At 57.2% G+C, this 21,890-nt stretch carries 18 protein-coding genes; all 18 read right to left on the minus strand.

Annotated elements, in window-relative coordinates:
• Positions 1-77: 77 nt before the first annotated feature.
• The 18 genes from JJB07_RS19100 to JJB07_RS19185 all read right to left on the minus strand — a co-directional run bounded on the left by JJB07_RS19100 (position 78) and on the right by JJB07_RS19185 (position 21,877).
• A complete protein-coding gene (locus JJB07_RS19100) occupies positions 78-1,127 on the minus strand; it encodes a stalk domain-containing protein (protein ID WP_201637668.1) in 1,050 nt (349 codons plus the stop codon).
• Between the two features lie 142 nt (positions 1,128-1,269).
• Positions 1,270-3,825, minus strand: a complete 2,556-nt coding sequence (locus JJB07_RS19105; RefSeq protein ID WP_201637669.1) for an EAL domain-containing protein — start codon at positions 3,823-3,825, stop codon at positions 1,270-1,272.
• A 174-nt stretch (positions 3,826-3,999) separates the two neighbouring features.
• Positions 4,000-4,785, minus strand: coding sequence for a 3-hydroxybutyrate dehydrogenase (locus tag JJB07_RS19110; RefSeq protein WP_201637670.1), 786 nt, complete (start codon positions 4,783-4,785; stop codon positions 4,000-4,002).
• Between the two features lie 100 nt (positions 4,786-4,885).
• Positions 4,886-5,890 (minus strand): extracellular catalytic domain type 1 short-chain-length polyhydroxyalkanoate depolymerase, encoded by a 1,005-nt coding sequence (locus JJB07_RS19115; RefSeq protein ID WP_201637671.1) that lies wholly within the window; start codon positions 5,888-5,890, stop codon positions 4,886-4,888.
• A gap of 109 nt (positions 5,891-5,999) precedes the next feature.
• Positions 6,000-6,776 carry an alpha/beta fold hydrolase gene (locus JJB07_RS19120; protein ID WP_201637672.1) on the minus strand — a complete coding sequence of 259 codons (777 nt, stop codon included), beginning with the start codon at positions 6,774-6,776 and terminating at the stop codon, positions 6,000-6,002.
• Positions 6,736-7,740: a branched-chain amino acid ABC transporter permease gene (locus tag JJB07_RS19125; protein WP_201637673.1), complete on the minus strand. Its 1,005-nt coding sequence runs from the start codon at positions 7,738-7,740 to the stop codon at positions 6,736-6,738. Before JJB07_RS19125 ends, JJB07_RS19120 begins: the two co-directional genes overlap by 41 nt.
• Before the next feature lie 7 nt (positions 7,741-7,747).
• Positions 7,748-8,608, minus strand: a complete 861-nt coding sequence (locus JJB07_RS19130; protein WP_201637674.1) for a branched-chain amino acid ABC transporter permease — start codon at positions 8,606-8,608, stop codon at positions 7,748-7,750.
• A 19-nt stretch (positions 8,609-8,627) separates the two neighbouring features.
• Complete coding sequence (locus JJB07_RS19135; protein WP_201637675.1) at positions 8,628-9,335, minus strand: ABC transporter ATP-binding protein; 708 nt, start codon at positions 9,333-9,335, stop codon at positions 8,628-8,630.
• Positions 9,316-10,089 (minus strand): ATP-binding cassette domain-containing protein, encoded by a 774-nt coding sequence (locus JJB07_RS19140; RefSeq protein WP_201637676.1) that lies wholly within the window; start codon positions 10,087-10,089, stop codon positions 9,316-9,318. The genes JJB07_RS19135 and JJB07_RS19140 overlap by 20 nt, the downstream gene beginning before the upstream one ends.
• Before the next feature lie 63 nt (positions 10,090-10,152).
• Positions 10,153-11,388, minus strand: a complete 1,236-nt coding sequence (locus JJB07_RS19145) for a substrate-binding domain-containing protein (protein ID WP_201637677.1) — start codon at positions 11,386-11,388, stop codon at positions 10,153-10,155.
• A 96-nt stretch (positions 11,389-11,484) separates the two neighbouring features.
• Complete coding sequence (locus JJB07_RS19150) at positions 11,485-12,489, minus strand: 3-oxoacyl-ACP synthase (protein WP_201637678.1); 1,005 nt, start codon at positions 12,487-12,489, stop codon at positions 11,485-11,487.
• A gap of 119 nt (positions 12,490-12,608) precedes the next feature.
• Positions 12,609-13,361 carry an SDR family NAD(P)-dependent oxidoreductase gene (locus tag JJB07_RS19155; RefSeq protein WP_201637679.1) on the minus strand — a complete coding sequence of 251 codons (753 nt, stop codon included), beginning with the start codon at positions 13,359-13,361 and terminating at the stop codon, positions 12,609-12,611.
• 17 nt (positions 13,362-13,378) lie between these two features.
• Positions 13,379-13,789 (minus strand): MaoC/PaaZ C-terminal domain-containing protein, encoded by a 411-nt coding sequence (locus JJB07_RS19160; RefSeq protein WP_201637680.1) that lies wholly within the window; start codon positions 13,787-13,789, stop codon positions 13,379-13,381.
• A gap of 20 nt (positions 13,790-13,809) precedes the next feature.
• Positions 13,810-14,223 (minus strand): FAS1-like dehydratase domain-containing protein, encoded by a 414-nt coding sequence (locus JJB07_RS19165; protein ID WP_201637681.1) that lies wholly within the window; start codon positions 14,221-14,223, stop codon positions 13,810-13,812.
• Positions 14,224-14,236: 13 nt separating this feature from the next.
• On the minus strand, positions 14,237-16,012 hold the full coding sequence (locus JJB07_RS19170) for an acyl-CoA dehydrogenase family protein (RefSeq protein ID WP_201637682.1): 1,776 nt from the start codon (positions 16,010-16,012) through the stop codon (positions 14,237-14,239).
• A 42-nt stretch (positions 16,013-16,054) separates the two neighbouring features.
• The gene (locus JJB07_RS19175; protein ID WP_201637683.1) at positions 16,055-16,831 is read right to left on the minus strand and encodes an SDR family oxidoreductase; all 777 of its coding nucleotides are present in this window, start codon (positions 16,829-16,831) and stop codon (positions 16,055-16,057) included.
• A 57-nt stretch (positions 16,832-16,888) separates the two neighbouring features.
• Complete coding sequence (locus tag JJB07_RS19180) at positions 16,889-18,487, minus strand: long-chain-fatty-acid--CoA ligase (RefSeq protein WP_347338376.1); 1,599 nt, start codon at positions 18,485-18,487, stop codon at positions 16,889-16,891.
• A gap of 162 nt (positions 18,488-18,649) precedes the next feature.
• Positions 18,650-21,877, minus strand: a complete 3,228-nt coding sequence (locus JJB07_RS19185; RefSeq protein WP_201637684.1) for an ATP-binding protein — start codon at positions 21,875-21,877, stop codon at positions 18,650-18,652.
• Positions 21,878-21,890 lie beyond the last annotated feature (13 nt).

The following is a 21,890-nucleotide window of genomic DNA, read 5'->3' on the forward strand; positions in this document are numbered from 1 at the left end:
ACGGAAATTAGATAATTCGCGCATTTCGTCAAAAAAAGAGCGTTCCGCGTCGAAACACGCGGAACGCTCCCGCTCTCTTACTTGGTCATTTTCGGCAACACCCACGATTTGGCGGTCTCCAGCAATTGTTTTTTCACCGTTGCGGGATCTGCGTCGTTGTTGGCGTAGACGGTCGAGAGCGTGTACGCCAGTTGCATGTCGTCGCCAACATCTGAACCGAGAATCACCAACCAGTATTCGTGAAGCAGAGAGGTGTCGTTGGACGCCACCGGGAGGTCGCGCTCCACCTCGAACAGCGTCGCTTTGCCCGCCGGAAGTTCTACGCTCGTTTGGCTCTTGATGCTGGCATGGTTGCCGATGATGGAGAGCGGGTTGCTAAGGCCCTCACTTTTGACAACGTTCAAGTTGTCGAGACGCACGCGGACTTTGTCCGAAAGTTGCTCTTCGGAAGGTGCGCTGATCTTGGCACCGGTCGGCATCGTGAGTTCCACGATCGGCAACTCCGGCGATTGCGTGCTTTCGTCCGGGCCGCTGTTTGCGACAAACCACTTGTCCCCATAACGGTGGACGATCAACTGGGTGATGCCTTGACCGGCCGGACCTGTCGAAGTCGCATAGGAGAACACCACTTTGTAGGCATACGAATTATCATCCGTTTGCTTCTCATCGATCACTTCGTACTTCTCGACCCACGGCGACGAGACGCCCGTCACCCAATTGCCGCCTGGGCCGAAGATCGGACCGTTTTTCTGGCGGAGTTCGGACGACGAGACGGCGTACTGCGCCGCACCGTTGCGCTCTTTGACCGCTTTGGCCCACGACTCTGCCGCTTCTTGCGGTGAGGTCGGAGCCAGTGCTTGTTCCAAGAGATCGATTTGCATCTTCTGCATCTTGAGGTCGGGAGCCGTCAGTTCTACTTGTTGCTGGTCGCCGTTCCATTTAACCTCCGCGCCAAGTGACTCAGCGATGGCACGCACAGGGCCGTAGGTGACGCCATCCACCATTTGCAGCGGTTGATCGACCGTATGGCCGTTGAGCATCAGTTTCAGCGGGGTGCTCGCAAACGCCGTGGTCGCCAATACGCAGAGCAGAGCTCCGGACAGCAGGATCGTGGTACGTTTTTTCATAGAATAAGTGCTCCCTTCGGTTATTAATCTTTCGTTACCCTATTAGACGACAACACCGCCTGATAGGTTTCACCTTTTTCAAAAACTTCTAAGAAAAAAGAAAACCTCGCGCGACGGCGAGGTTTTGGGTGTCAGGATCCGGTTAGACGCTCTGGAAATAGAGCGACTTTTTCTCATAGAGCAGTTGGGCGACTTCGTGAGCCGGAACCGGGCGGCTGAACAGGAATCCTTGCATCTCATTGCAGTTCTGCGCGCGCAGGAACTCCAATTGCGCTTGGCTCTCGACCCCTTCGGCGACGACGGTGAGTTTCAAATTGTGTGCCATCGCGATGATCGCCGTCACAATCGCCGCATCGTCCGAATCGCCGGGGATATCGCCGACGAAGGAACGGTCGATCTTCAACGTGTCGATCGGGAACTTCTTGAGATAGTTCAGCGACGAGTACCCGGTGCCGAAATCATCGATGGAGAGTTGAATGCCAAGGTTCTTGAGCGCATACAACTTGTCGATGGCGTGGTTGGCGTTTTTCATCGCGAGCGTCTCCGTGATCTCCAAGTGCAGATATTGCGGATGGAGCCCGGTCTCTTCCAAGATGCTCGCCACCGTGTCCACCAAGTTCGGCTGCTCGAATTGGCGGGCGGAGAGGTTGACGGCGACCTTGATCGGCGGGAACCCGGCGGCTTGCCACTCTTTGTTCTGGATGCAGGCGGTGCGCAACACCCATTCACCGAGCGGCACGATCAATCCGACGCTCTCCGCAATCGGGATGAACTGGTTGGGCGGCACCAAGCCGCGCTCAGGATGTTGCCAGCGGATCAGGGCTTCCGTCCCGATGATCTGTCCGGTGGCGATGTCCACTTGCGGTTGGTAGAACAGCACGAATTCGTCGTGATCAAGCGCATAGCGCAGGCTCTTCTCCGTTTCGAGCTGTTCGAGGATCATCTCGTTCATCTCCGGCGTGTAGAACTGGAAGTTGTTTCGCCCCCCCTCCTTCGCCGAATACATCGCGGTGTCTGCGTTTCGCAACAGGGTCTCGGCGTCGTTGCCGTCCTGCGGAGAAACGGAGATCCCAATCGATGCCGTGATCATAAATTCACGGCCCTCAAACAGAAGCGGTGTCTCAAACAGACCCAACGCACGCTGGGCAAGTTTGGCGGCGTCCTCAGGGGACTCCAGGTCCGGCACGAGCATGGCGAACTCGTCGCCGCCCATGCGGGCAAGCAAGTGGTTCTCCGAGAGCGAGCCCAGCAGTCGGCGTGACACTTCACGCAACAAACGGTCGCCGGTAGCATGTCCAAGCGAATCGTTGACGTTCTTGAAGCGGTCGAGGTCGAGGAACATGACGGCAATTTTGCTTTCTGTAATTTGCGCCATGTTCAGAGCTTGTCCGAGCACGTCCGTAAAGTGCTTGCGGTTCGGCAAGTTGGTCAGATCGTCGTGATACGCCATGTGCGTGATCTGGCGCTGCGAGCGATCTTCCACTTCGGCGATTAAGTTGCGCATCTTGACCGTCATGCGGTTGATGTGCTCCGCCAACCAGCCGAGTTCGTTGTTCTCACGGACCTCCAACTGCCCGCTCAGATCCCCTTCGGAGACGCTCTGCATAAACGCTTGCATCTCGTTGAGCGGTTTGAGGCGTCGTTGCGCGATGATCCGAACCACGAAGAAGATCGTGAGGAAGGATGCCACGAACGAGAGCAACAAGACCGACAAGAAGCGCAGTTCCAAATTTTGCTGCCGTTCTGTGTTCGTCACGATCACGATGGCGCGCGAATCGGACAGCGGTATGTAGAACTTCTGGAGGCTGCGGCCGTCCTTGATGAAGTCCACTCGCTTCTCTTTGTTGTCTTTGAGCATTTCGGTGAGCATCTTCGCGTCTTCCGGCAGTTGGTTGGAGTTCTTGCCGTAGAGAATCGGCAAGTCGGTGTCCGGCGAAGAGACGGTGTTGTTGTCGCCCTTGAGGAACGCCGGGACGTTGATGACACCGATCTCCTCGAGCGAGGTGTTCTGCGCCGTGATGCGGTCAATCATCTGCGTCGGACCCGACTGGAACTCCAAGTACAGGATGTCTTGGTCCATCACATACGGGTTGATCATAAACGGGGTGGTTCCGTCATCGTAATAAGCGTATTTGTAATAATGATGGTTCCATTCGGCTTTGGAAATCGGCCCGGCCCAATAATGCTCATCCGCATACCCGAGACCCACCGAAACTTTCTGGTTGGACATCAACTGGTTGAAAGCGGTGTACCACTCCCCCCAGCTTTTGGTGTTCAGCCCGATTTCGCTGAGATCGGACGATTGCACGATCTTGATGTCGGTGCCCTCCTTGACGAACAAGGAAATGCCGTTCAGCCCCCACTCGTCACGCAAACGCATCAGGTCATTTCGAGAGATCTGTTGAAGGGTCTTGCCTTGCAATTCCTTTGAAATGGCTTTTGATGCGGTAAGCAATTGCATGTCGATCAAATGTTCGGTGATCTTGGTTGACGTGTTCGTGGATTCCATAGCGTTCGTGATCACTTCTTTGGTCGATTGCACATCGGTGTTCAACTGATCTTCCATCCCGACCTTGAAATACAACAGCGTTGTCACAATCGTCAGCACACCGACGATACCCAACGCAATCGCGATCCTTTTCAAGATCTGCGTAGTGAGCATCCGGCGCTTGTTTGGCAGTTCAGGTGTTCGATTCATATCTGACTTCCCCATTTCCTGACGCTTCTCTCTATTTAGGTTGAATTTAATATTTTTCTTTAATTTTACCACCCCAAGCGCTTGTATTCAATATCTCTTATCACGTTAGGAAGTGTTTTCTTGGGTCAGCACACAAAAAAGTCACCAAGTGCCGAGGCTCTTGGTGACTTTTGCTTATTGTGCGGTATAGCCACCGTCGATTACGACTGCTTGACCCGTGACGGAGCGCCCCTTCTCACTTGCGAGAAACACAGCGTAGTCGGCGATCTCCTCCGTGTCGAGCAAACGTCGTTGCGGAACCAGCGGGTAGATCACTTCTTCCAAAACGTTCTCCAACGGCACTTGGCGGGTGCGGGCGAGGTCTTGAAGCTGGTTGCGAACCAACGGGGTGTCCACATAGCCCGGGCAAACTGCGTTCACGGTGATGCCGTGCGGTGCGCCTTCGAGGGCGGAGACTTTGGTCAAGCCGATCACGCCGTGCTTGGCGCTGTTGTACGCGGCCTTGCCTGCGAATCCGACGAGGCCGTTGATCGAAGCCATGTTGAGCACGCGACCGTAACCTTGGGCTTTCATGATCGGCCATGCGTGCTTGATTGCATAGAACGGTGCCGTCAACATGAGTTTGATCAACAGCTCGAATTTGGCAGATGGAAATTCATCGATCGGGGAGACATGTTGCATCCCGGCGTTGTTGACGAGGATGTCGAGGGAACCGAATTCAGCCGCGGTGCGCTCGATGGCCGCTTGGACTTGTGCTTCGTCCGTAACGTCGCAGGCGATGGCAAGAGATTCAAAACCGGCAGTGCGCAATTGCTCGGCAGCCGCTTCTGCCGCTTCAAGCCGCAGGTCGGCGATGGCGACTCTCGCCCCCTCCTCTGCAAATTTGCGGGCGATGGCAAATCCAATGCCACTGGCCGCACCGGTGATCAGGGCGGTACGGGTTGCGAGTTGTTGGGTCATGAGTAATGTCCTCCTCTGTTCAGGAACGAGCCAAACGGACAGGGGCCGGGTGGATGCCCCGGCCGTGTCCGTTCTTGCGCGTCTCATCTTGGGTTTTGCCTTAGTGAGTGGTGAAGAAATCCCACATGATGCGGGTAGCATCCGGGCCGGTCGGGTCGGTGTAGCTGCCTGCGCTGCTGCCGCCGGACCAAGCGTGCGTCATACCGGTTACTTTGTAGTATTGCATCAGTTCGGCACCGGCTTTGTCCTTGTACACATACTTCGTGTAGCTGCGACCGCCGCTGACCGTACCGGTGGTGGTGACGTCAGCCGTCGCATCCACCGAGTTGTTGTCAGAGCCGTCGTCGATGTAGTCATTGGTTTGCGCCCACTGACCAATCACTTGCGTTGCGTTGATCGGGTAAACCGTGGTGTCGCTGGTGCCATGGAACAAGATGACCGGCATCCGGCGCTTGTAGCTGCCCATCTCATAGTACGCGTCATATCCGGTATAGACCGGGTCCGGACCGCCGTAGGTCATGGCGGTCACACCGCCCATTGCGGTGTCTGCTGCGTTGTATTCAACACCAGCCGCAATTCCGATGGCGTGGAACACGTTCGGGTAGGTCGCACCGAGGATCGACACCATGCCGGCGCCTGCGGAGAGACCTGCTGCATAGACTTTGTTGCCGTCGATTTTGTACGATGCTTTCACAGAATCGACCATGCCTTTGATGATGTCTGCTTCGCCTGCGGCACCACGATGCTGGTTGTAGTCATAGAACCAGTTCCAGCACATGTTGGTGTTCGCATAGTAGTTCATCTCCGGGTAGAGCACGAGGAAGCCCTTCTCCTCCGCAAGCGCATTCATGCGCGTTCCGGCAGCGAAATCGTCCGGATTCTGCAGACAGCCGTGCACCATGACCATCAACGGCACGTTGGTGCTGCCGGTGTAGGTGCTCGGTACGTAGACTTTGTAGTAGAAGTTACTTCCATAATAATACTCCGTAAAACTGCTCGTTCCTGCGAACGAAGCTTTCGGCGCAATCGAAGTGAACGCCGAGAACAGCACGAGAGCCAATGCCAAGATGCCCATCTTGCTCAACAAGCTTTGCAACTTCTTCATCAAAATCCCTCCCTTTCTTTTTGTTAGATTTTAATGAACTTTCAAACATATTGTATCAACATGAGGTTGCAAGTTAGTTACAGAAAACGGTTACAAAAAAAGCGGGGGTTCACACCCCCACTTTTTCCGTCACAAACGCCGTTACGTCGTCAATCAGTCGCTGCGGTGCTTCAATGTTCGGCGAGTGGCCGATCCCTTCGTAGAGCACCACTTGGCTCCCCGGAATGGCGTCGCGCGTACGTTCCGTCATCTCCATCGTGATCAGCGAGTCCTGCGTGCCGAACACGATCAAAGTCGGGATTGTGCAGTTTGAAAGCAACGGACGGTAATCGGTCTCACCAAGCGACGTGTAGTTCGGCACCGCCGTCGGACCTGCGATCATCGCGTCCTCGACCAGCAATTCGAAGAACTCACCGCTCGCCGCCGTCGGCACGACCGCCGCGAGGGACATCTTCATCAAGTTGCGGTCTTTGGTCATCATTTCAACGAGCGGTTTGCGCTCATCGGGGGTGACCAAGCCTTCTGCCGGAGACGAGTTGATCAACACCATGCCTTCCAAGAGATGAGGCGCGGTGACGGCGAGCTCCATCGAGATCGCGCCGCCCATCGAGTGGCCGACGAGGGTGACTTGGGTCTTGCCAAGTTCCTCGAGGAGAGCTTTGACGTCCGCTGCATACTGCGGGACGGAGTTGCCCCCTGCCGGCTCACTCTGTCCGCAGCCGCGCAGGTCTACGCGAACGACGGTGAATTTCTCAGCCAGCGGTGCAAAGATATGATCCCACCAGCGGGCGGAAGCGACGTTGCCGTGGATCAAGACCAGCGTGTGCTCCCCGTTCCCCGCTTGTTCATAGTACAGATTCGCTCCGTTTACGTTCAGATGCGGCATTGCGAGATCCTCCTTTGTTGATCCATTTTTCGCGAATCGTCCCGAGAATTCCCTGCGGGAAGAACATGACGATCACGATGTACAAGATTCCGAAAAACATCAACCACCGCTCAAACAACGGATATTGCGTGGACAGGGACGAGAACCACTCATGCGCGAACGTGATGACGCCCGCTCCGAGCACGGCGCCGAACAGCGTGCCTACGCCGCCGACGATCGTCATCAGCAACGCGTCAATCGTGCGGTCCAGCGTGAACACCGAGGTGTTCACGTACTTTTGCAACACGGTCCAAATTCCGCCGGACATCGCCGCCACGCAGCCGGAGATCATGAGAGACGCCAACTTGTAGCGCAGAACGTGGTATCCAAGCGATTCAACACGCTGTTCGTTCTCACGGATGGCCTGCAGTGTGCGTCCAAACGGCGAATGCACCACGCGGCGCAAGAGCAAATACATGACCGCGAGGAACGCCAACGCCACGAAGTAGAACTTCACCCGGTCGTTGAAGAAGGTCGGCACGCGGATGTACGGAATGCCGTCGTCGCCGCCGGTGAACGTGCTCCATTTTGACGAGACGATGTAGAACAGCTCTGCGAATGCGAGTGTGATCATCGAGAAGTAGACGTCCTTCACCCGCAAAGACAGGATGCCGATAATCAGGCTGATCACAGCGGCTCCGACGACCGCGATCAAGATCGCGACCCAGAGCATATTCGGTTGCTTGGTTTTGGAGAGCAAGATGCCGACCGAGTACGCACCCAGTCCGAAAAAGATCGTATGCCCGAACGACACGATGCCCGTGTACCCGAGCAGCAAGTCGTAACTCATGCCGTAGACGGCGAGGATGAACACCGAGATCAGCATCGTCAACAGGAATTTCGACGAAGAGACGAACGGAACCAAGCACAGAGCGACGAGCATGATCCCGAGCAACAGGTTGTTGTTAAAAAGTTTCGTTCTCATAGCCCGCTCACCTCCGCACGCCGAGGATGCCCTCAGGCTTCCAGATCAAGACCAACGCCATCATCGCAACGGAGACCGCCATCGCAACGTCCGGCAGGTAGAACGCCATAAACGTCTGCACGATCCCGATCAGCACAGAGCCAAGTGCCGCCCCCGGGAAGTTGCCGATCCCGCCGATGACGATCACGATGAAAGCGTTCAGTTGGTTGGCCATCCCGATGTCCGGGTGGAGCGAGCCAAACGATGGCCCTGCAATGACGCCGCCGAATGCGGCAAGTCCGGCACCTAACGCGAAGACCACCGAGAAGACACGGCGCACGTTGATGCCAAGTGCCTGTACCATCTCCGGGTCTTGCACGCCAGCGCGGATGATGATGCCAAATCGCGTGCGCGACAGGAGCAGGTGGACACCGATCAGCACCAGCAACCCGACCCCGATGGTGAAGATGCGGTAGATCGGAAACGGATCGGACAGGATATCGACGACGCCGGTCAGAGCCGCCGGTTTTTCAAAGCCCAGCAAGTTCGGGCCCCAAACCATCTTGATCCCTTCGGTCAAGACGATCATCAACCCCAAAGTGAGCAGAATCTGTGCGACGTGGTTGCCGTAAAACGGTCGGACGAAAACACGCTCCATGATCCAACCGATCACGATGCCCCCCACCGTCCCGGCGAGGATGCCAAGCAGAAAACTGCCGGTGGCGTTGTAGACCGCCAAGCCCACGTAGGCGCCCCATGCAAAGACTGCGCCGTGCGCAAAGTTCATCACACCCATCAAGCCGAAGATCAGCGACAGGCCGACTGCGATCAGGAAAATCAAACTCCCCATCGCAATTCCGTTCAAAAGCAAATTCAATGTCAGCGACAACGAACTGACCCCCTTTCCCTCAGATGGCGATACCCAAATACTTTTTCTTCAGGTCTTCATCGCCGCGAATGTCCTCCATCGAGCCTTGGTGGACGGTGTGTCCGTCATCGAGGATGTACACGTCGTCACCGACACCGCTCGCCATGAGGAAGTTCTGTTCGACAAGTACGATGGTCGTGCGTTTTTTCAGTTCCAAGATCGCTTCCATGACTTTCTCGACGACGATCGGCGCGAGGCCCTTGCTCGGCTCGTCGATGAGCAGAAGTTTGTTGTCGTTGACAAACGCCCGCGCCATGGAGAGCATCTGCTTCTGCCCGCCGCTCAAGTTGCCGCCCTTGCGTTTCCATGCGATTTTGAGGTCGGGGAACAGTTCGAGGACGAACTCTTGGCGCTCCATCGTCGCGGCGTCGAGTTTGCGGATGGCGATCTTCATGTTCTCTTCCACGGTGAGGTCTTTGAAGATCCCTTGGTCTTCCGGCACGTAGCCGATGCCAAGTCGTGCGATGGCGTGCGGTGCCAAACCCTGGATTTCCTTGCCATCGTAGACTACGCGGCCATTGCGCGGCGGAGTCAGCCCCATGATCGAGCGCAGCGTCGTGGTCTTGCCGGCCCCGTTTCGTCCGAGGATGACGGTGACGCGGCCTCGTTCAACGGAGAGGCTCACCCCTTGGAGGATGTGGAATTGGTCGATGTAGGTCTGCAAGCCCTCAACCTGTAACATCGTCATCGTATAACCCTCCCAAGTACGCCGATTGCACCAGTTCGTTGCCCATGATCTCCTCCGGCGTGCCATGTGCAAGCAGGCGACCGTTGAACAACACGGCGAGTGAATCGGACAAGTCGAGCACCATGTCGATTTTGTGCTCGATCAGCAAGATCGTGTGCTCCCCAGACTCTTTGAGCCCGCGAATGACCTCGATGATCGCCGGCACTTCCTCCAGTGACATCCCCGCGGTCGGTTCGTCGAGCAAGAGCAACTTCGGCTCCAACGCGAGCAGGATGGCGATCTCCAACTTGCGCTTGTCGCCGTGCGAGAGGTTCTTCGCAATCTGCTCAGACTTGCCGCCGAGGTGGACTTTTTCCAGCAGGTGCATCGCTTTCTCTTCGTACTGTTTGAATTTCTTGTAGTGCGAGAACAGACGGAAGCTCCCGCCCCCGACTCCTTGGGCCGCGATGCGGACGTTCTCCAACACGGTCAAGTTCGGAAACACGTTGGTGATTTGAAACGAGCGCCCGATCCCAAGCCGTGTGCGTTGGTAAACCGGAAGTCCCGTGATGTCTCTACCGTGAAAAGCGACCGTGCCCGCTGTCGGTCGCAATTGTCCGGACAACAGGTTAAAAAACGTCGTCTTCCCTGCCCCGTTCGGGCCGATAATCGAGGTAAACGTCTGTGGAGTGACGGTGAAATCAACACCGTTCACGGCGACGTGTGCGCCAAACTGAATTGTCAGTCCGCGCGTTTCCAAAATGGGTTGCGCCACTGCGCCACCTCCTTAGCAAAAGTGCCCTGCCGACCAACGGCAGGGCTGTTCCTACTTCCAACCTTACTTGTTCGTAATCGGCGGAGCGGTCTCTTCCGGGCTCATCTCTTTGACCAAGGTCGGGACGAGGTAGTCGAAGCCATCCTTTTTCTCCAGCTTGACGATGTACATCGGCTGAATCGCTTGGTGGTCTTCTTTGCGGAAGGTGTAGTCGCCTTTCGCGCCGTGGACGGTCATGCCTTCCAACGCGGTGATCAGTTTGTCGCTGTCGGTTGAATGCGCTTTCTTGATCCCTTCCACGATTGCGATCCCGGCGGTGAAACCACCTGCAGTGAAGAGGTCCGGCGGCGTGCCGTTGAAGTCCTTTTTATGGTGCTCGACCAGCCAGTCGTTTTCTTTGTTTTTCGGGAGGCCGTAGTAGTACGCGGTCATACCTTGCAGCCCTACAGCGCCGTCGCCCATCGCTTTGATCCCCGCGATGTCCGGGATGCCAGTGGTGACTTTCATTTTCTCCGCCACTTTCAGTTCCGCGATTTGCTTGAACAGAGCGGCACCGCCGGCTCCTGCCCACGAGATCAGCAAAACGTCTGCTTTGGACTGGATGGCTTTTTGCAGGTACGGGGTGAAGTCTTGGGTGTCTTGCGGTGCGTACTCTTCCTGAGCGATCTTGCCGCCGGATTTCTCAATCGTGCCCTTCCAAGCCGCGTTGCTCGATTTGCCAAACACGGAGTCCGGTGCCAGAGCGAAGAACGATTTGCCCAGGTTCTCAACCGCGTACTTGCCGCCGGTCAGCGAGTCTTGCGAAGAGTTGCGGCCGGTGCGGAACACGTACTTGTTGAAGTTCTTGCCGGTGAGGTCGTCGGCTGCAGCCGGATCGATCATGTAGATTTTCTTGTACTCCTCGGCAAGCGGTTCGATCGCAGACGCGACAGACGAAGAAGCGGAGCCTTGGAGGATGTCGACATTGTCTTCCTCCAGGAGTTTGCGGGCTTTCTTGATCCCGTCGTCCGGTTTGCCGCCGTCGTCCTCGATCAAGAGTTGCACGTCGCGACCTTCGACTTTGTTCGTGCCGCCGGTTGCATATTCGATGCCCAGTTTCAGGCCGTTGAGTTCTTGAGTGCCGTAGCCTTCGAGAGCTCCGGACTTCGAGGTGACGACCCCGATCTTGATCGGTTCGGTGCTACCGCCTTTGGAGTCGGTCGTGGAAGCGGTTTCCTTCGTGTCGCTGCAACCTGCGAGAAGCATCGACAGAGAAACTACGGAGAGGAGACCGGCTTTGGCCCATTTGCTTTTTTGCATCACATTTCCCCCTATGTATTGTTCTGAATTTTGTCATAAATCTACATCAAAGTCGTTGCACAGGAGTTACAAATGGAGAAGAAGTGAGTTGCAACCTTAGCCCCAGCGAATGACGCAAGAGTCCCAAGCATACCCGATCCCCGCACTGACGAGGCCGACGAGGTGACCGGGTTGGATGCGCCCGCTTTCCAAACCGAGCTCGAGGGAGAGAATTTGGTCGATTTGGCCGATGTGCCCGTACTCGGAGAGATAGTAGGATTGCTCGTCTGTCAGCCCGAAGTGCGACAGGACGTGGTCGTGGGCCGAGCGTTTCATGTGCAGGATCGCGAGGTAGTCGAGATCGTCATTTCCAAACCCGCTCTTCTCCAACGCGCGTTCAATGACGGAGATGAAGTTCTGCATGGACTTCTGCTCCAAACGCTGCTTCATCCCTTCAGGGTCCATGACGTCGAGATAGTTCAAGCGCTGTTCGATGGCAGAAGCTGAGATCGGGTTCCGAGTCCCGCCTGCGACGACTGCGACGTCCTCGGAGAAGGACCCGTCGGTGATGATGTGCGACGCAAGCAATTGGTTCTGCTCATGCCCTTTTTTCAAGATCACCGCCCCGCCCCCCGCTGCGAGGTTGTACATGAAGCGCGTGCGCGGGTTGCTGTAGTCGATGAAATCGGAGTTGCGGTACCCGCCTGCCAACAGAACGGTGTTGATGTCGGGGTCGGCGGTCATCATGTCCTTGGCGACCTTGAGTGCCATGACCATCGTGCCGCAACGCTGTTGCACGTCGAACGCCCATGCGTTGACAGCGCCGACCTCCTCCTGCAACTTGATCCCCGCGGTCCAAAGCGGGTATTCCTTGTGCTCTTCCCCGATGTAGATCACGAGGTCGATGTCCTTGGGGTCGATGTTGCCCTTCTCCAACGCTTTCTGCGCGGCCCAGATGCCCATCTGGCAGGTGTGGTCTTCGGGGCCGGGGACCGGTTTGCGGGAGAACCCCATCTTGGTTTCGATGATCTCCTGCGGAATGCCACTCGCCGCCGAAATCTCTGCGGCGGTCTGAAAGTGCTGCGGTATGTAAACGCCGGTGGAGACGATGCCGATCTTCATAGTCTTCAACAAACCCCTTTCTTTCCTTTCAATTTATACGCTCACTCTAGCAAAAAAGGGTTGCACACCGGTTACGCAAAAAAAGCAGCTGTCCGCCGCGCGGCCAGCTGCTCTTTTTCTTAAATCCCGCCGCGCACGTACAGCACTTGCCCGGTGATGAAGCTCGCTTCGTCCGAAACGAGGAACAGGACGGCGTTGGCGATGTCTTCCGGTTTGCCGGTGCGCCCGAGGAGCGATTGCTTTGCACCGTATTCCTTGAACTGCTCGAAATCCACCCCCATGCGCTCCGCTGTGGCGCGGGTCATGTCGGTCTCGATGAAGCCCGGTGCGACGGCGTTGACGTTGATGTTGTAGCGGCCGAGTTCGATGGCAAGCGTTTTGGTGAACCCTTGCAGACCGGCTTTGGCCGTGGCGTAGTTCAGTTGGCCGCGGTTGCCAAGCGCCGAAGTCGACGAGAAGTTGACGATCTTGCCGTACTTCTGCGTGACCATGTGTTTCTGCGCTTCTTGGGAGCAGATAAACGCCCCTTTGAGGTGGACGTTCATCACCGTATCCCAGTCGTCGTCGCTCATTTTGTGCACCATGTTGTCACGGATGACGCCGGCGTTGTTGACGAGGATGTCGAGACGACCGTATGTATCCACGGCTTGTTGCACCATCGCTTGCACGGACGGACGATCGGTGATGTCGCACGGGAATGCGATGGCTTCAAACCCCGCTTCGCGAATGGCTGCGGCACTCTGTTCCGCAAATTCCGGCGAGATGTCGTTGACGACGACTTTGGCCCCCTCTTGGGCAAGGCGAAGAGCGGTGGCAGCTCCGATGCCGCGACCTGCTCCGGTGACGATGGCTACTTTTTCGGATACGCGCATGAAATGTTGTCCCCTTTCTAGATCCAAACGATGGCGGTGCCTGAGATGGCTTCGATTCCTTGGTCCGTGACGGCGCGGACGGTCACGGTGAAGCGTGTGCGATCGTTTTCCACAATTCGTTCTAAAACTTCTCCCGAGCAGCTCACGGTGTCGCCGGGGCGCACCATGCCGGTGAAGCGGACTTTGTATTGTCCGAGTACACCTCCCGAACCGATCCAGTCGGTCAACATCTGCCCTGCAAACGCCATCGTCAACATCCCGTGCGCGATGACGCCGCCGAGTCCGACCGAATGCGCAAACTCTTCGACGGTGTGGATCGGGTTGTAATCGCCCGAAGCACCGGAGTACATGACCAGCTGCGTCTTGGTGACGGGGGGCTTGGTCAGCGTGGGCAGAGCGTCGCCCACTTGGTAGTCACGAAGTTCCATGTATACCTCTCCCCTCTCCGTCAACGGATGATGATCGTCGCGACGTTGTGGTAACACGTTTTGCCATGCTGGTTGACCCCGGTCTGTTCGAGCACGAGGAACGTCATCGAGCCGCTCTTGCCGCTACGCTCGTACACATCCTTGACCGTCATGGAACAGGACAGGGTATCGCCCACGTAGATCGGATGAAGCAAGTTGAACTCCTGTTCACCGTGGATCAGGCCGTCTGTTTTCAAACTAAACCCGTCCAAATCTCCATGATCAAATGTAAAAGAGAACGTCGGCGGCACCGTGATGCGGCCCGAAGCATCTCCCGTGCGAAAAATCGGGTTGGGATCGCCGATGGCATCCGCGAATTTGCGGACCGCCCCTTTTTCCACTTCGTTGAGAACGGCGGACGTGGTTTGCCCGATGATGGATGTCAAGTTTTGCATGAACGTCCCCTCCTTAGCTCGTGTAGCCGTCTCCTTCGATCAAACGCTCGGCGATCCGGCGTTTGCGCTCGACGTGGCCTTCCGGATAGAAGCCTGCGAACTGTTGCGGGATCAGCGTGCGGAACTCTCCGACGCGTTCTGCGGTCAGCAATCCGGCCAATACTTTGCGCGCCAACATCTCGCATTGCAGGAAAGCATCGTCGAGGAACGCGGCGGTGAGGTCGCGTTTGAGTGCCGATTGTTCCTCGCCTTGCTTTGCCATCGCTTGCTCGGTGCGCAGCAGGGCGCTCTCCATCGCATAGAGTTGGATGCCGAGTTCGGACAACTTCATGACGGTCTCCTGTTGCGCTTCCAAGTTTTCTTGGTGCTCTTCGTACGCAAGGCCGAGCAGCGTGAGGAAAACTCGTCGCACCGCATTGACCATGCCGCGCTCGCGGGCAAGCAGTCCCTCAGCAATCGGTGCGTCCCCGAACAACTCTGCCGTCGCTCGTTCGATGGCGTCCGGCACCGGGAGGGTGCCTGCGGACGCTTTTTTCATCAGCAGACCCGGCACGAGCAAGCGGTTGACTTCGTTGGTGCCTTCGTAGACGCGGTTGATGCGCGCATCGCGGTACATCTGCTCGATGCGGTACTCGCGCATGTAGCCGTACCCGCCGTGCAGTTGCAAGCTCTCATCGACCACCGCTTGCAAGGTTTCCGAGCCGAACACTTTGCAGATGGAGCATTCGATGGCATACTCCATCAGCGCCCCGGCGATCTTGCGGGTGTCGGTCTCTTCGTACAGGCCGCCGAGGGCGCCTTCGAGCAGGTGCGCCGTGCGGTATTCGAGCGACTCCATCGCATAGATGCGCGCCGCCATGTCGGCGAGTTTTTCCTGAGTGGCCGGGAAAGAGGCGAGCGTTCGGTTGAACTGCACGCGGCTCTTGGCGTACTTCACCCCTTCTGCAAAAGCCGCTTTGGCACCTCCGAGTGCCGCCGCGCCGAGATTGAAGCGACCGAGATTCAGCACATTGAAGGCGATGACGTGCCCGCGCCCGACTTCGCCCAGCACGTTCTCGACCGGCACGAGGCAGTCTTCGAAAAATACCTGACGCGTGGACGAAGACTTGATCCCCATCTTGTTCTCCTCCGGACCGAGCGAGAGGCCGGGGAAGTTTTTCTCCACGATGAACGTCGTGAATTTCGTACCGTCCACCTTGGCGTAGACGATGAACGTATCCGCGAATCCCGCGTTGGTGATGAACTGCTTCGTTCCGTTGAGAAGGTAGTGCGTGCCTTCCTCGTTCAATTTCGCGGTCGTTTTGGCACCGAGGGCGTCAGAACCGGCAGCGGGTTCTGTCAGGCAGTACGCTCCGAGGAATTCACCGGAGGCGAGCTTCGGCAGGTATTTCGCTTTTTGCTCCTGAGTTCCGAAGTAGGTGATCGGGAGCGTCGCGATGCCCGTATGGTTGAGGTGCATGACGCTGTAACCGCCGATTTGCCCCACTTCCTCGCCGACGATGACTTTGGTCATTTTGTCGAGACCGAGACCTTCGTACGCCTCCGGGACGGAGTGTGCGAGCAGGCCGAGATCGCCCGCTTTTTTCAAAAGCGAGACGGTGAAGTCCCAGTCTTGGCCTTCTAAACGCTCGTTGTGCGGGAGGACTTCCTTTTGCGCGAAGTCGCGCGCCAGTCGGCGGATCATCCGATGCTCGTCGGTGCAGTCTTCGGGCGTGAAGATGCCGCCGGAGCGGGTTTCTTCGAGCAGGAACTGCCCGCCGAGTTTCCGGTGTTGGTGAGTGGTGGTCATGAGGATTCTCCTCTCAGTTGCTCAGTTGGGGTTGTGCGTCGCTTACATCGCCGAAGAGCCGCCGTCGAGGACCAGCACCTGTCCTGTCATGTAGGCTGAGGCGTCGGATGCGAGGTAGACGGCGAGACCTTTGAGGTCGTGGTCGTTACCGAAGCGTTTCATCGGCACGCCTTCGAGAATTTTTTTTCCGCCGAAACTCAGCAGAGCTTCGGTCATTTTGCTGGGGAAAAAGCCCGGTGCAATCGCGTTGACGGTGACGCCGGAGCGGGCAAACTTCACGGCGAGATCGCGGGTCATGGCGATCAAGGCCCCCTTGGACGCGTGGTAGCCGACGGCGTGCATGACCGTCGGGTCGGTGCCGAGCAGTCCGGCGATGGACGCGACGTTTACGATGCGTCCGCTTTTTCGTGCGATCATGCCTTGGGCGAGTGCTTGCGTCATGAGAAACGCGCCGGTGGCGTTGACGTTCATCACTTGGTTCCACTTGTCCAGCGGCATGTCAAAAAACTTCGCGCCCCACGAAACGCCGGCGTTGTTGACGAGGATGTCGATCTGGCCGAACAGCTCCAGAGCTTGGGCTGTCGCTTCCTTGACGCTCTCCGGGTTGGTGACGTCCAGAGCCAGCGCGTGTGCCTCCTGCCCCGTGGCTTCGCGAATTTCGCGGGCAACCTCTTCGCAGTTCTCGACTTTGCGGGAACAGACGATGACATCCGCCCCTGCTTCTGCCAACGCGTGGGCGATCTGTTCCCCTAAGCCGCGGCCGCCTCCGGTGACCAAGGCTTTTTTCCCTTTCAGGTTGAAAAGTTCATGTACATGCATGTGCCGTGCCCCCTTTCCTTCCAAACGGTCGTTTGAGTGTTGGGAAAAAGCCGGTTGTTACGCGTCGCGCAACGCCCGGCGAAGAATCTTGCCCACTGCCGTCTTGGGCAACTCCGCTCTGAATTCGTAGATGCGGGGGACCTTGTACGCCGCCAATCGTTCGCGGCACCAGTCGTCAAGTTCTTGCTCCAATCCGCTCGGGTCGAGACCTTCCCGCAGGACGACGAACGCTTTGGCCGATTCGCCGCGGTATTCGTCAGGGACGCCGACGACGACCGCTTCTTGGACAGCGGGGTGCTGGTAGAGAACTTCTTCGATGTCGCGCGGGTAGACGTTGAAGCCGCCGGAGAGGATCATGTCTTTTTTGCGATCGACGATGTAGAAGTATCCGTTTTCATCCATGCGGGCGATGTCGCCGGTGTAGAGCCAGCCGTTGCGGATCGTGTGCGCCGTTTCTTGCTCCATGTTCCAGTAGCCTTTCATCACTTGCGGTCCTTTGACGACCAGTTCGCCGATCTCGCCGAGAGTCTGCACATCATCTCCTGTCCCGAGGTCGACGATTTTCGATTCCGTCCCTGGGAAGACGAGGCCGATGCTGCCGGGAACTTTGGCGTGCGTCAGGCGGTTGCTGTGTGTGACGGGAGAGGCTTCGGAGAGGCCGTAGCCTTCGAGCACATTGGCACCCGTGCGCTTCTCAAACTTGTGCATCACTTCGACGGGTAGCGGAGCGGAACCGCTGTTGCAGATCTCGATGCAATCCACATCGTACTGCTCTGCGTCCGGATGGTTGGCGATGGCGACGTACATCGTCGGAACGCCGGGGAAGAATCGCGGCCGGTGCTGCTTGATCGTCTGGAGCAGTTCTTGCAGGTCAAAGCGCGGCAGGAGGATCATCGAAGCTCCGGTGAACACCGCCATGTTCATCGCGACGGTCATGCCGTAGACATGAAAGAGCGGAATGGCTGTGAGGATTTTATCAAGACCGCCGCGCACGTCACTGCCGATGACGTGGAGCAGTTGGTAGGTGTTGGCGACGAGGTTTTCATGGGTGAGCATCGCGCCCTTGGAGCGGCCCGTGGTGCCGCCGGTGTATTGGAGCACGGCAACGTCTTCGGACGGGTCGATGATCGCCGGTTCCGGAATTTCCAGATCGCGAGTGAGTGCATCGTCCCACGGCACAACGCTTTCAGGGGTGTCGGCGTCCGGTGCCGTTGGTCCAAAGGAGGCAAGGAGCACAGAGTTGAGGGCTTGCAGGGAAGCTAGGTTTGCAAGCGGCGTATAGAGACGGTCCAAGACGACGAGTACCTTGGCCCCCGAGTCGTTCAAGGTGTATTCGACTTCACGCGGTGTGTACATGGGATTGACTTGAACAACGACAGCCCCGATGCGGGCACACGCGTAGAACGCGATGACATAGTGCGGACAGTTCGGCAACATGATGCCCACTCTGTCGCCCTTGGCGATGCCTTGCTCTGCAAAAAACGCCGACATACGCTCCACCGCCGCCAAAAACGCCCGGTACGAAATCGTCCGGTCGTAAAAATACATAACAGGCGAATCAGGATAGAGCTCTGCGGTCTTCACCGCTGCTTGAAACAGAGAAGTCTCAGGAATTGCGAGCGCTTCCCCCACAACATGGCTGATCTCCTTGGTCACGTTGAGTTCCCCCTATCGTGCAAACTTGATCATTCTACTACTCTATTGTATTCGAGAATATTCGGATACTTCCCTTTATTTATTCGTACTGATCAGTATAATTTCCGGGAAGGTATAAAAAAAGCAGCGGGACTCTTACGAGTCGAGCTGCTTTTCATCTGCTTACTCCTTCACCAACCGCTGGTACAGCTTCACGGTCTCCTCCATCGGGTCCAGCCCCAACTGTTCCTCCAACTGCGCCACGCAGGACTTGTAGGTGGAGATCAGCAAGTTGCGTTTGCCAAGTTGCGCGTAACAGTTCATCAGCATGCGGTAGGCAGGTTCCCAGCAGGCATCGTGGGCGAGAATCGCTTCGGCGCACTTCACGGCTCCGGCGAGGTCGCCACTCTCATACCGAAGAGTGGCGAGCACTTCCTGTGCGCGCATGTACAGTGTGCGCAAACGCTCGCGCTCGGCCGCGCACCAATCCAGATACGGTGAATATTGGAGATAGTCCCCCCGATACAACGTCAGCGCCATCTGCAAGTCACGACATGCCATCCCGGCCTCGCCCTGTTCCGCCGCCGCCAAGCCCTTCCCAACCAACGCCTTGAACTCATCAGCATCCACCCACACCGCCACTTGCCGGTTCAAACGGTACGCCGTATCCACCCGTTCCACAAAAAACGAATCGGATCGTGCTTCCCGCTTCGGCTCCAACGCATTGGTCAGCGCATTCATTGCGACTTTGAAATCACGGTTCGCGGTCTTCTCGTCCACATCGGGCCACAACAAGTCGTAAATCTCATCTCGCTGCAACAATTGGCCTTGACGTGTGACGAGCAACTGGAACAACTGCTTGGATTTCTCGCGCTTCCATTCCTTGCGACCCACTTCCTCCAAGCCTCGATAGACTTCAAAGTGCCCAAGCGTCCGAATTCGCAGGGTATACCCCGGATGATGCTGAAAATACTTTCCGCCCATGAGTTTCAACACCCGCTCTGCCGCCGCCAACCCCAGATCATCACGGGCGGCTGCCAAAAACGGAAGCGTCATCTGCAAATCAAACGGCCCAAGCATCGTGCGACGGAGGAACATATACTCGCATCCCATCTCCTCCACGCCTTCCAACAACAAGCGAACGGTCGTGGAAAACTCCTCCCGCCGTTCGCTTCGGTGGTACAGAATCGCCAACCAAAGCCGCGCATTGGCCACGCCGAACGTGTCACCACAGGCGATAAACCCCTGCTCCGCCTCTGTCAGCCACGTCAACGCTTCCTCCTCCTGACCCCAAGAGGTAAACAGACCCCCGATGGTCACGCGGATCAAATTCGCACACCACATGTCCTGCACGTTCAACGCCAACTCAAACCCCGTCCGAGCATAGACATGCGCTTGTTCCAGATCGCCTTGCATCCCCACCGCATGGCAGAGGCCCATCAGCGCTTCGACTTTGCCGCGTTCGACACACAGCGATTCGCTCATCTGGACCGAGCGGCGATAATGTTCTTGGCCCGCGATCAAGTCGCCCGCCAACGCCGCCGCATGTCCAAGTCGAATGTAGCCGACCATCTCCACGAACGGCGAGTGCAATTCCTGTCCGACTTCGATACCCTGCTCGGCATAAAACTGCGCCGACTTGGCCTCCCCGATCAGCGCATCGATCAGGGACAGCAGCAACGCCATTTCGCGGTGCGATTTCGCCGTCCGCTTCTCATGTTTGCGCTCGCTCTCCTTGCCGAGAATCTCAAGCGTCAACTCCCGAGCCGCTTGCAACCGTCCCGAACGGAGCAACAGGCGCACATCCAACTCGTCGCGTTCCACCCCAGGAACCAACTCGTCCGCCCGTTCCAAGCACGCTTGCGCTTCTTGCAACTGTCCACTGTTCGTGTGGTTCTCGGCCAGCAAGCGCAGCAACGCGGCGCGCTCCTTGGGGAAACGATCCTCCAAAACGCCGAGCGCCATCTGCAACCACGGCGTCGCTTGACCGGGCTGGATCGTGTCGAGGTAGACTTGTGCTTGTCCACGATAGACGGCACTTCGCCCTAACACGTCCGCTTTTTGAATGAATCCGCCCTCCGCCAATCGGTACCAATGCACCGCTTCATGGAACCGGGACATCACCCTGTCGATCTCCCCGCGCCACAACAGCAATTGCGGATGTCGCTCCAGAACGGAACTCGGCACTCGGTCAATCCAGCCCTTCAAAAGCTCCAAGCGACCGTTTTGCAAGCATTCTTGACCGCGCTCCAAGAGCAACTGCACCACAAACTCTGCATTGCCTGCTTCATCATAGTGCAACAGCGCTTTTTGCAAATCGCCCGTCTCATTGAAGTAACCCGCTGCCGTGCGATGCAAATCGGCCCACGCTTCTGCCGTCAACGTCTGCCTCGATCTCTCCAACAGAAATTGCTGGAACAACCGATGATAGCGGTACTCGCCGCCCTCAGCTGACACCGTGACGAACAATCCCTTGCTCTCCAAGCCTCGCAACGTCTCCGCCGCATCCTCTCGCCCTGTCAACAGGTCGCATACGCGCCCGTTCATCGACTCCAAGAGACACGTCTGCGTCAAAAATGCCCGTACATCCTCCGGCTGACGGTCGAACACTTCCTCCGCAAGATAGTGAAACAAGGGGATACCCGCTTGTCCCTGCAACCGCCACAATTGCGGCAGTTCCACCCCGCGCTCCATGCCCTTCCAAACCATCTGCAACGCAATGATCCAACCTTCTGTCTGCTCTTGCAGCTCTTGAGCTTGCTCCGAAGTCAACTCGATGCCGTACGCTTGACGGAACAGTTGGTCAATTTCAGCCACCGTGAAGGCGAGGTCCTTTTTATCAATCACAAGCAGGTCGCACGTCGCCTGCAACCGTTTGACCGCCATCGTCTCCAACGTTTTGCGGCTGCCGAGCACGAGGTGAACGTGTGCGGGCAAGTAGCGAATCAACGTGTCGATCAAGTTGCGGATCTCCGGCACATTCGCCACGCTGTGGAAATCGTCCAAGACGAGAATCGTCGGATCGGGTGCCGTCTCGGCCAAATCGTTCAACAGCAACGTCAAACACGGTTGCAAAAGCGCCGTCGTTGCCTCCGCCTCCTCCAACAAACTCCGCGAGCGGTCGCCCAGCGCCGGATCGATTGCCTTGACCGAGCGAATCAAATATTGCAAAAAAAGCAGCGGGTCTCGCTCGCCCTCTTCCAACGAACACCACGCCACATGGTCGAACTGTGAGCAGAGGTGCGTAACCAGCGCCGTGCTTTTGCCGTACCCGGCGTCCGCTTGCACCAACGTGACCGGAAAGTCGATCACAGCGGAGAACAACTCGTCCAGTCGGCGGCGTTTCAGGCATTGCTGTTTGACGCGGGGCGGGACCAACTTGGTTGTCAGCACATACTGTCCTTCTCTCATCGGATGCCTCCCT

The organism is Tumebacillus amylolyticus, assembly GCF_016722965.1.
In the GTDB taxonomy this organism is placed as follows: domain Bacteria; phylum Bacillota; class Bacilli; order Tumebacillales; family Tumebacillaceae; genus Tumebacillus; species Tumebacillus amylolyticus.

What these genes read in the sequence shown, in the direction of transcription:
- JJB07_RS19100 (WP_201637668.1), bottom strand. Translation starts at nt 1,127, where the DNA reads ATGAAAAAACGTACCACGATCCTGCTGTCCGGAGCTCTGCTCTGCGTA.
- JJB07_RS19105 (WP_201637669.1), bottom strand. Translation starts at nt 3,825, where the DNA reads ATGAATCGAACACCTGAACTGCCAAACAAGCGCCGGATGCTCACTACG.
- JJB07_RS19110 (WP_201637670.1), bottom strand. Translation starts at nt 4,785, where the DNA reads ATGACCCAACAACTCGCAACCCGTACCGCCCTGATCACCGGTGCGGCC.
- JJB07_RS19115 (WP_201637671.1), bottom strand. Translation starts at nt 5,890, where the DNA reads ATGAAGAAGTTGCAAAGCTTGTTGAGCAAGATGGGCATCTTGGCATTG.
- JJB07_RS19120 (WP_201637672.1), bottom strand. Translation starts at nt 6,776, where the DNA reads ATGCCGCATCTGAACGTAAACGGAGCGAATCTGTACTATGAACAAGCG.
- JJB07_RS19125 (WP_201637673.1), bottom strand. Translation starts at nt 7,740, where the DNA reads ATGAGAACGAAACTTTTTAACAACAACCTGTTGCTCGGGATCATGCTC.
- JJB07_RS19135 (WP_201637675.1), bottom strand. Translation starts at nt 9,335, where the DNA reads ATGACGATGTTACAGGTTGAGGGCTTGCAGACCTACATCGACCAATTC.
- JJB07_RS19145 (WP_201637677.1), bottom strand. Translation starts at nt 11,388, where the DNA reads ATGCAAAAAAGCAAATGGGCCAAAGCCGGTCTCCTCTCCGTAGTTTCT.
- JJB07_RS19150 (WP_201637678.1), bottom strand. Translation starts at nt 12,489, where the DNA reads ATGAAGATCGGCATCGTCTCCACCGGCGTTTACATACCGCAGCACTTT.
- JJB07_RS19155 (WP_201637679.1), bottom strand. Translation starts at nt 13,361, where the DNA reads ATGCGCGTATCCGAAAAAGTAGCCATCGTCACCGGAGCAGGTCGCGGC.
- JJB07_RS19160 (WP_201637680.1), bottom strand. Translation starts at nt 13,789, where the DNA reads ATGGAACTTCGTGACTACCAAGTGGGCGACGCTCTGCCCACGCTGACC.
- JJB07_RS19165 (WP_201637681.1), bottom strand. Translation starts at nt 14,223, where the DNA reads ATGCAAAACTTGACATCCATCATCGGGCAAACCACGTCCGCCGTTCTC.
- JJB07_RS19170 (WP_201637682.1), bottom strand. Translation starts at nt 16,012, where the DNA reads ATGACCACCACTCACCAACACCGGAAACTCGGCGGGCAGTTCCTGCTC.
- JJB07_RS19175 (WP_201637683.1), bottom strand. Translation starts at nt 16,831, where the DNA reads ATGCATGTACATGAACTTTTCAACCTGAAAGGGAAAAAAGCCTTGGTC.
- JJB07_RS19185 (WP_201637684.1), bottom strand. Translation starts at nt 21,877, where the DNA reads ATGAGAGAAGGACAGTATGTGCTGACAACCAAGTTGGTCCCGCCCCGC.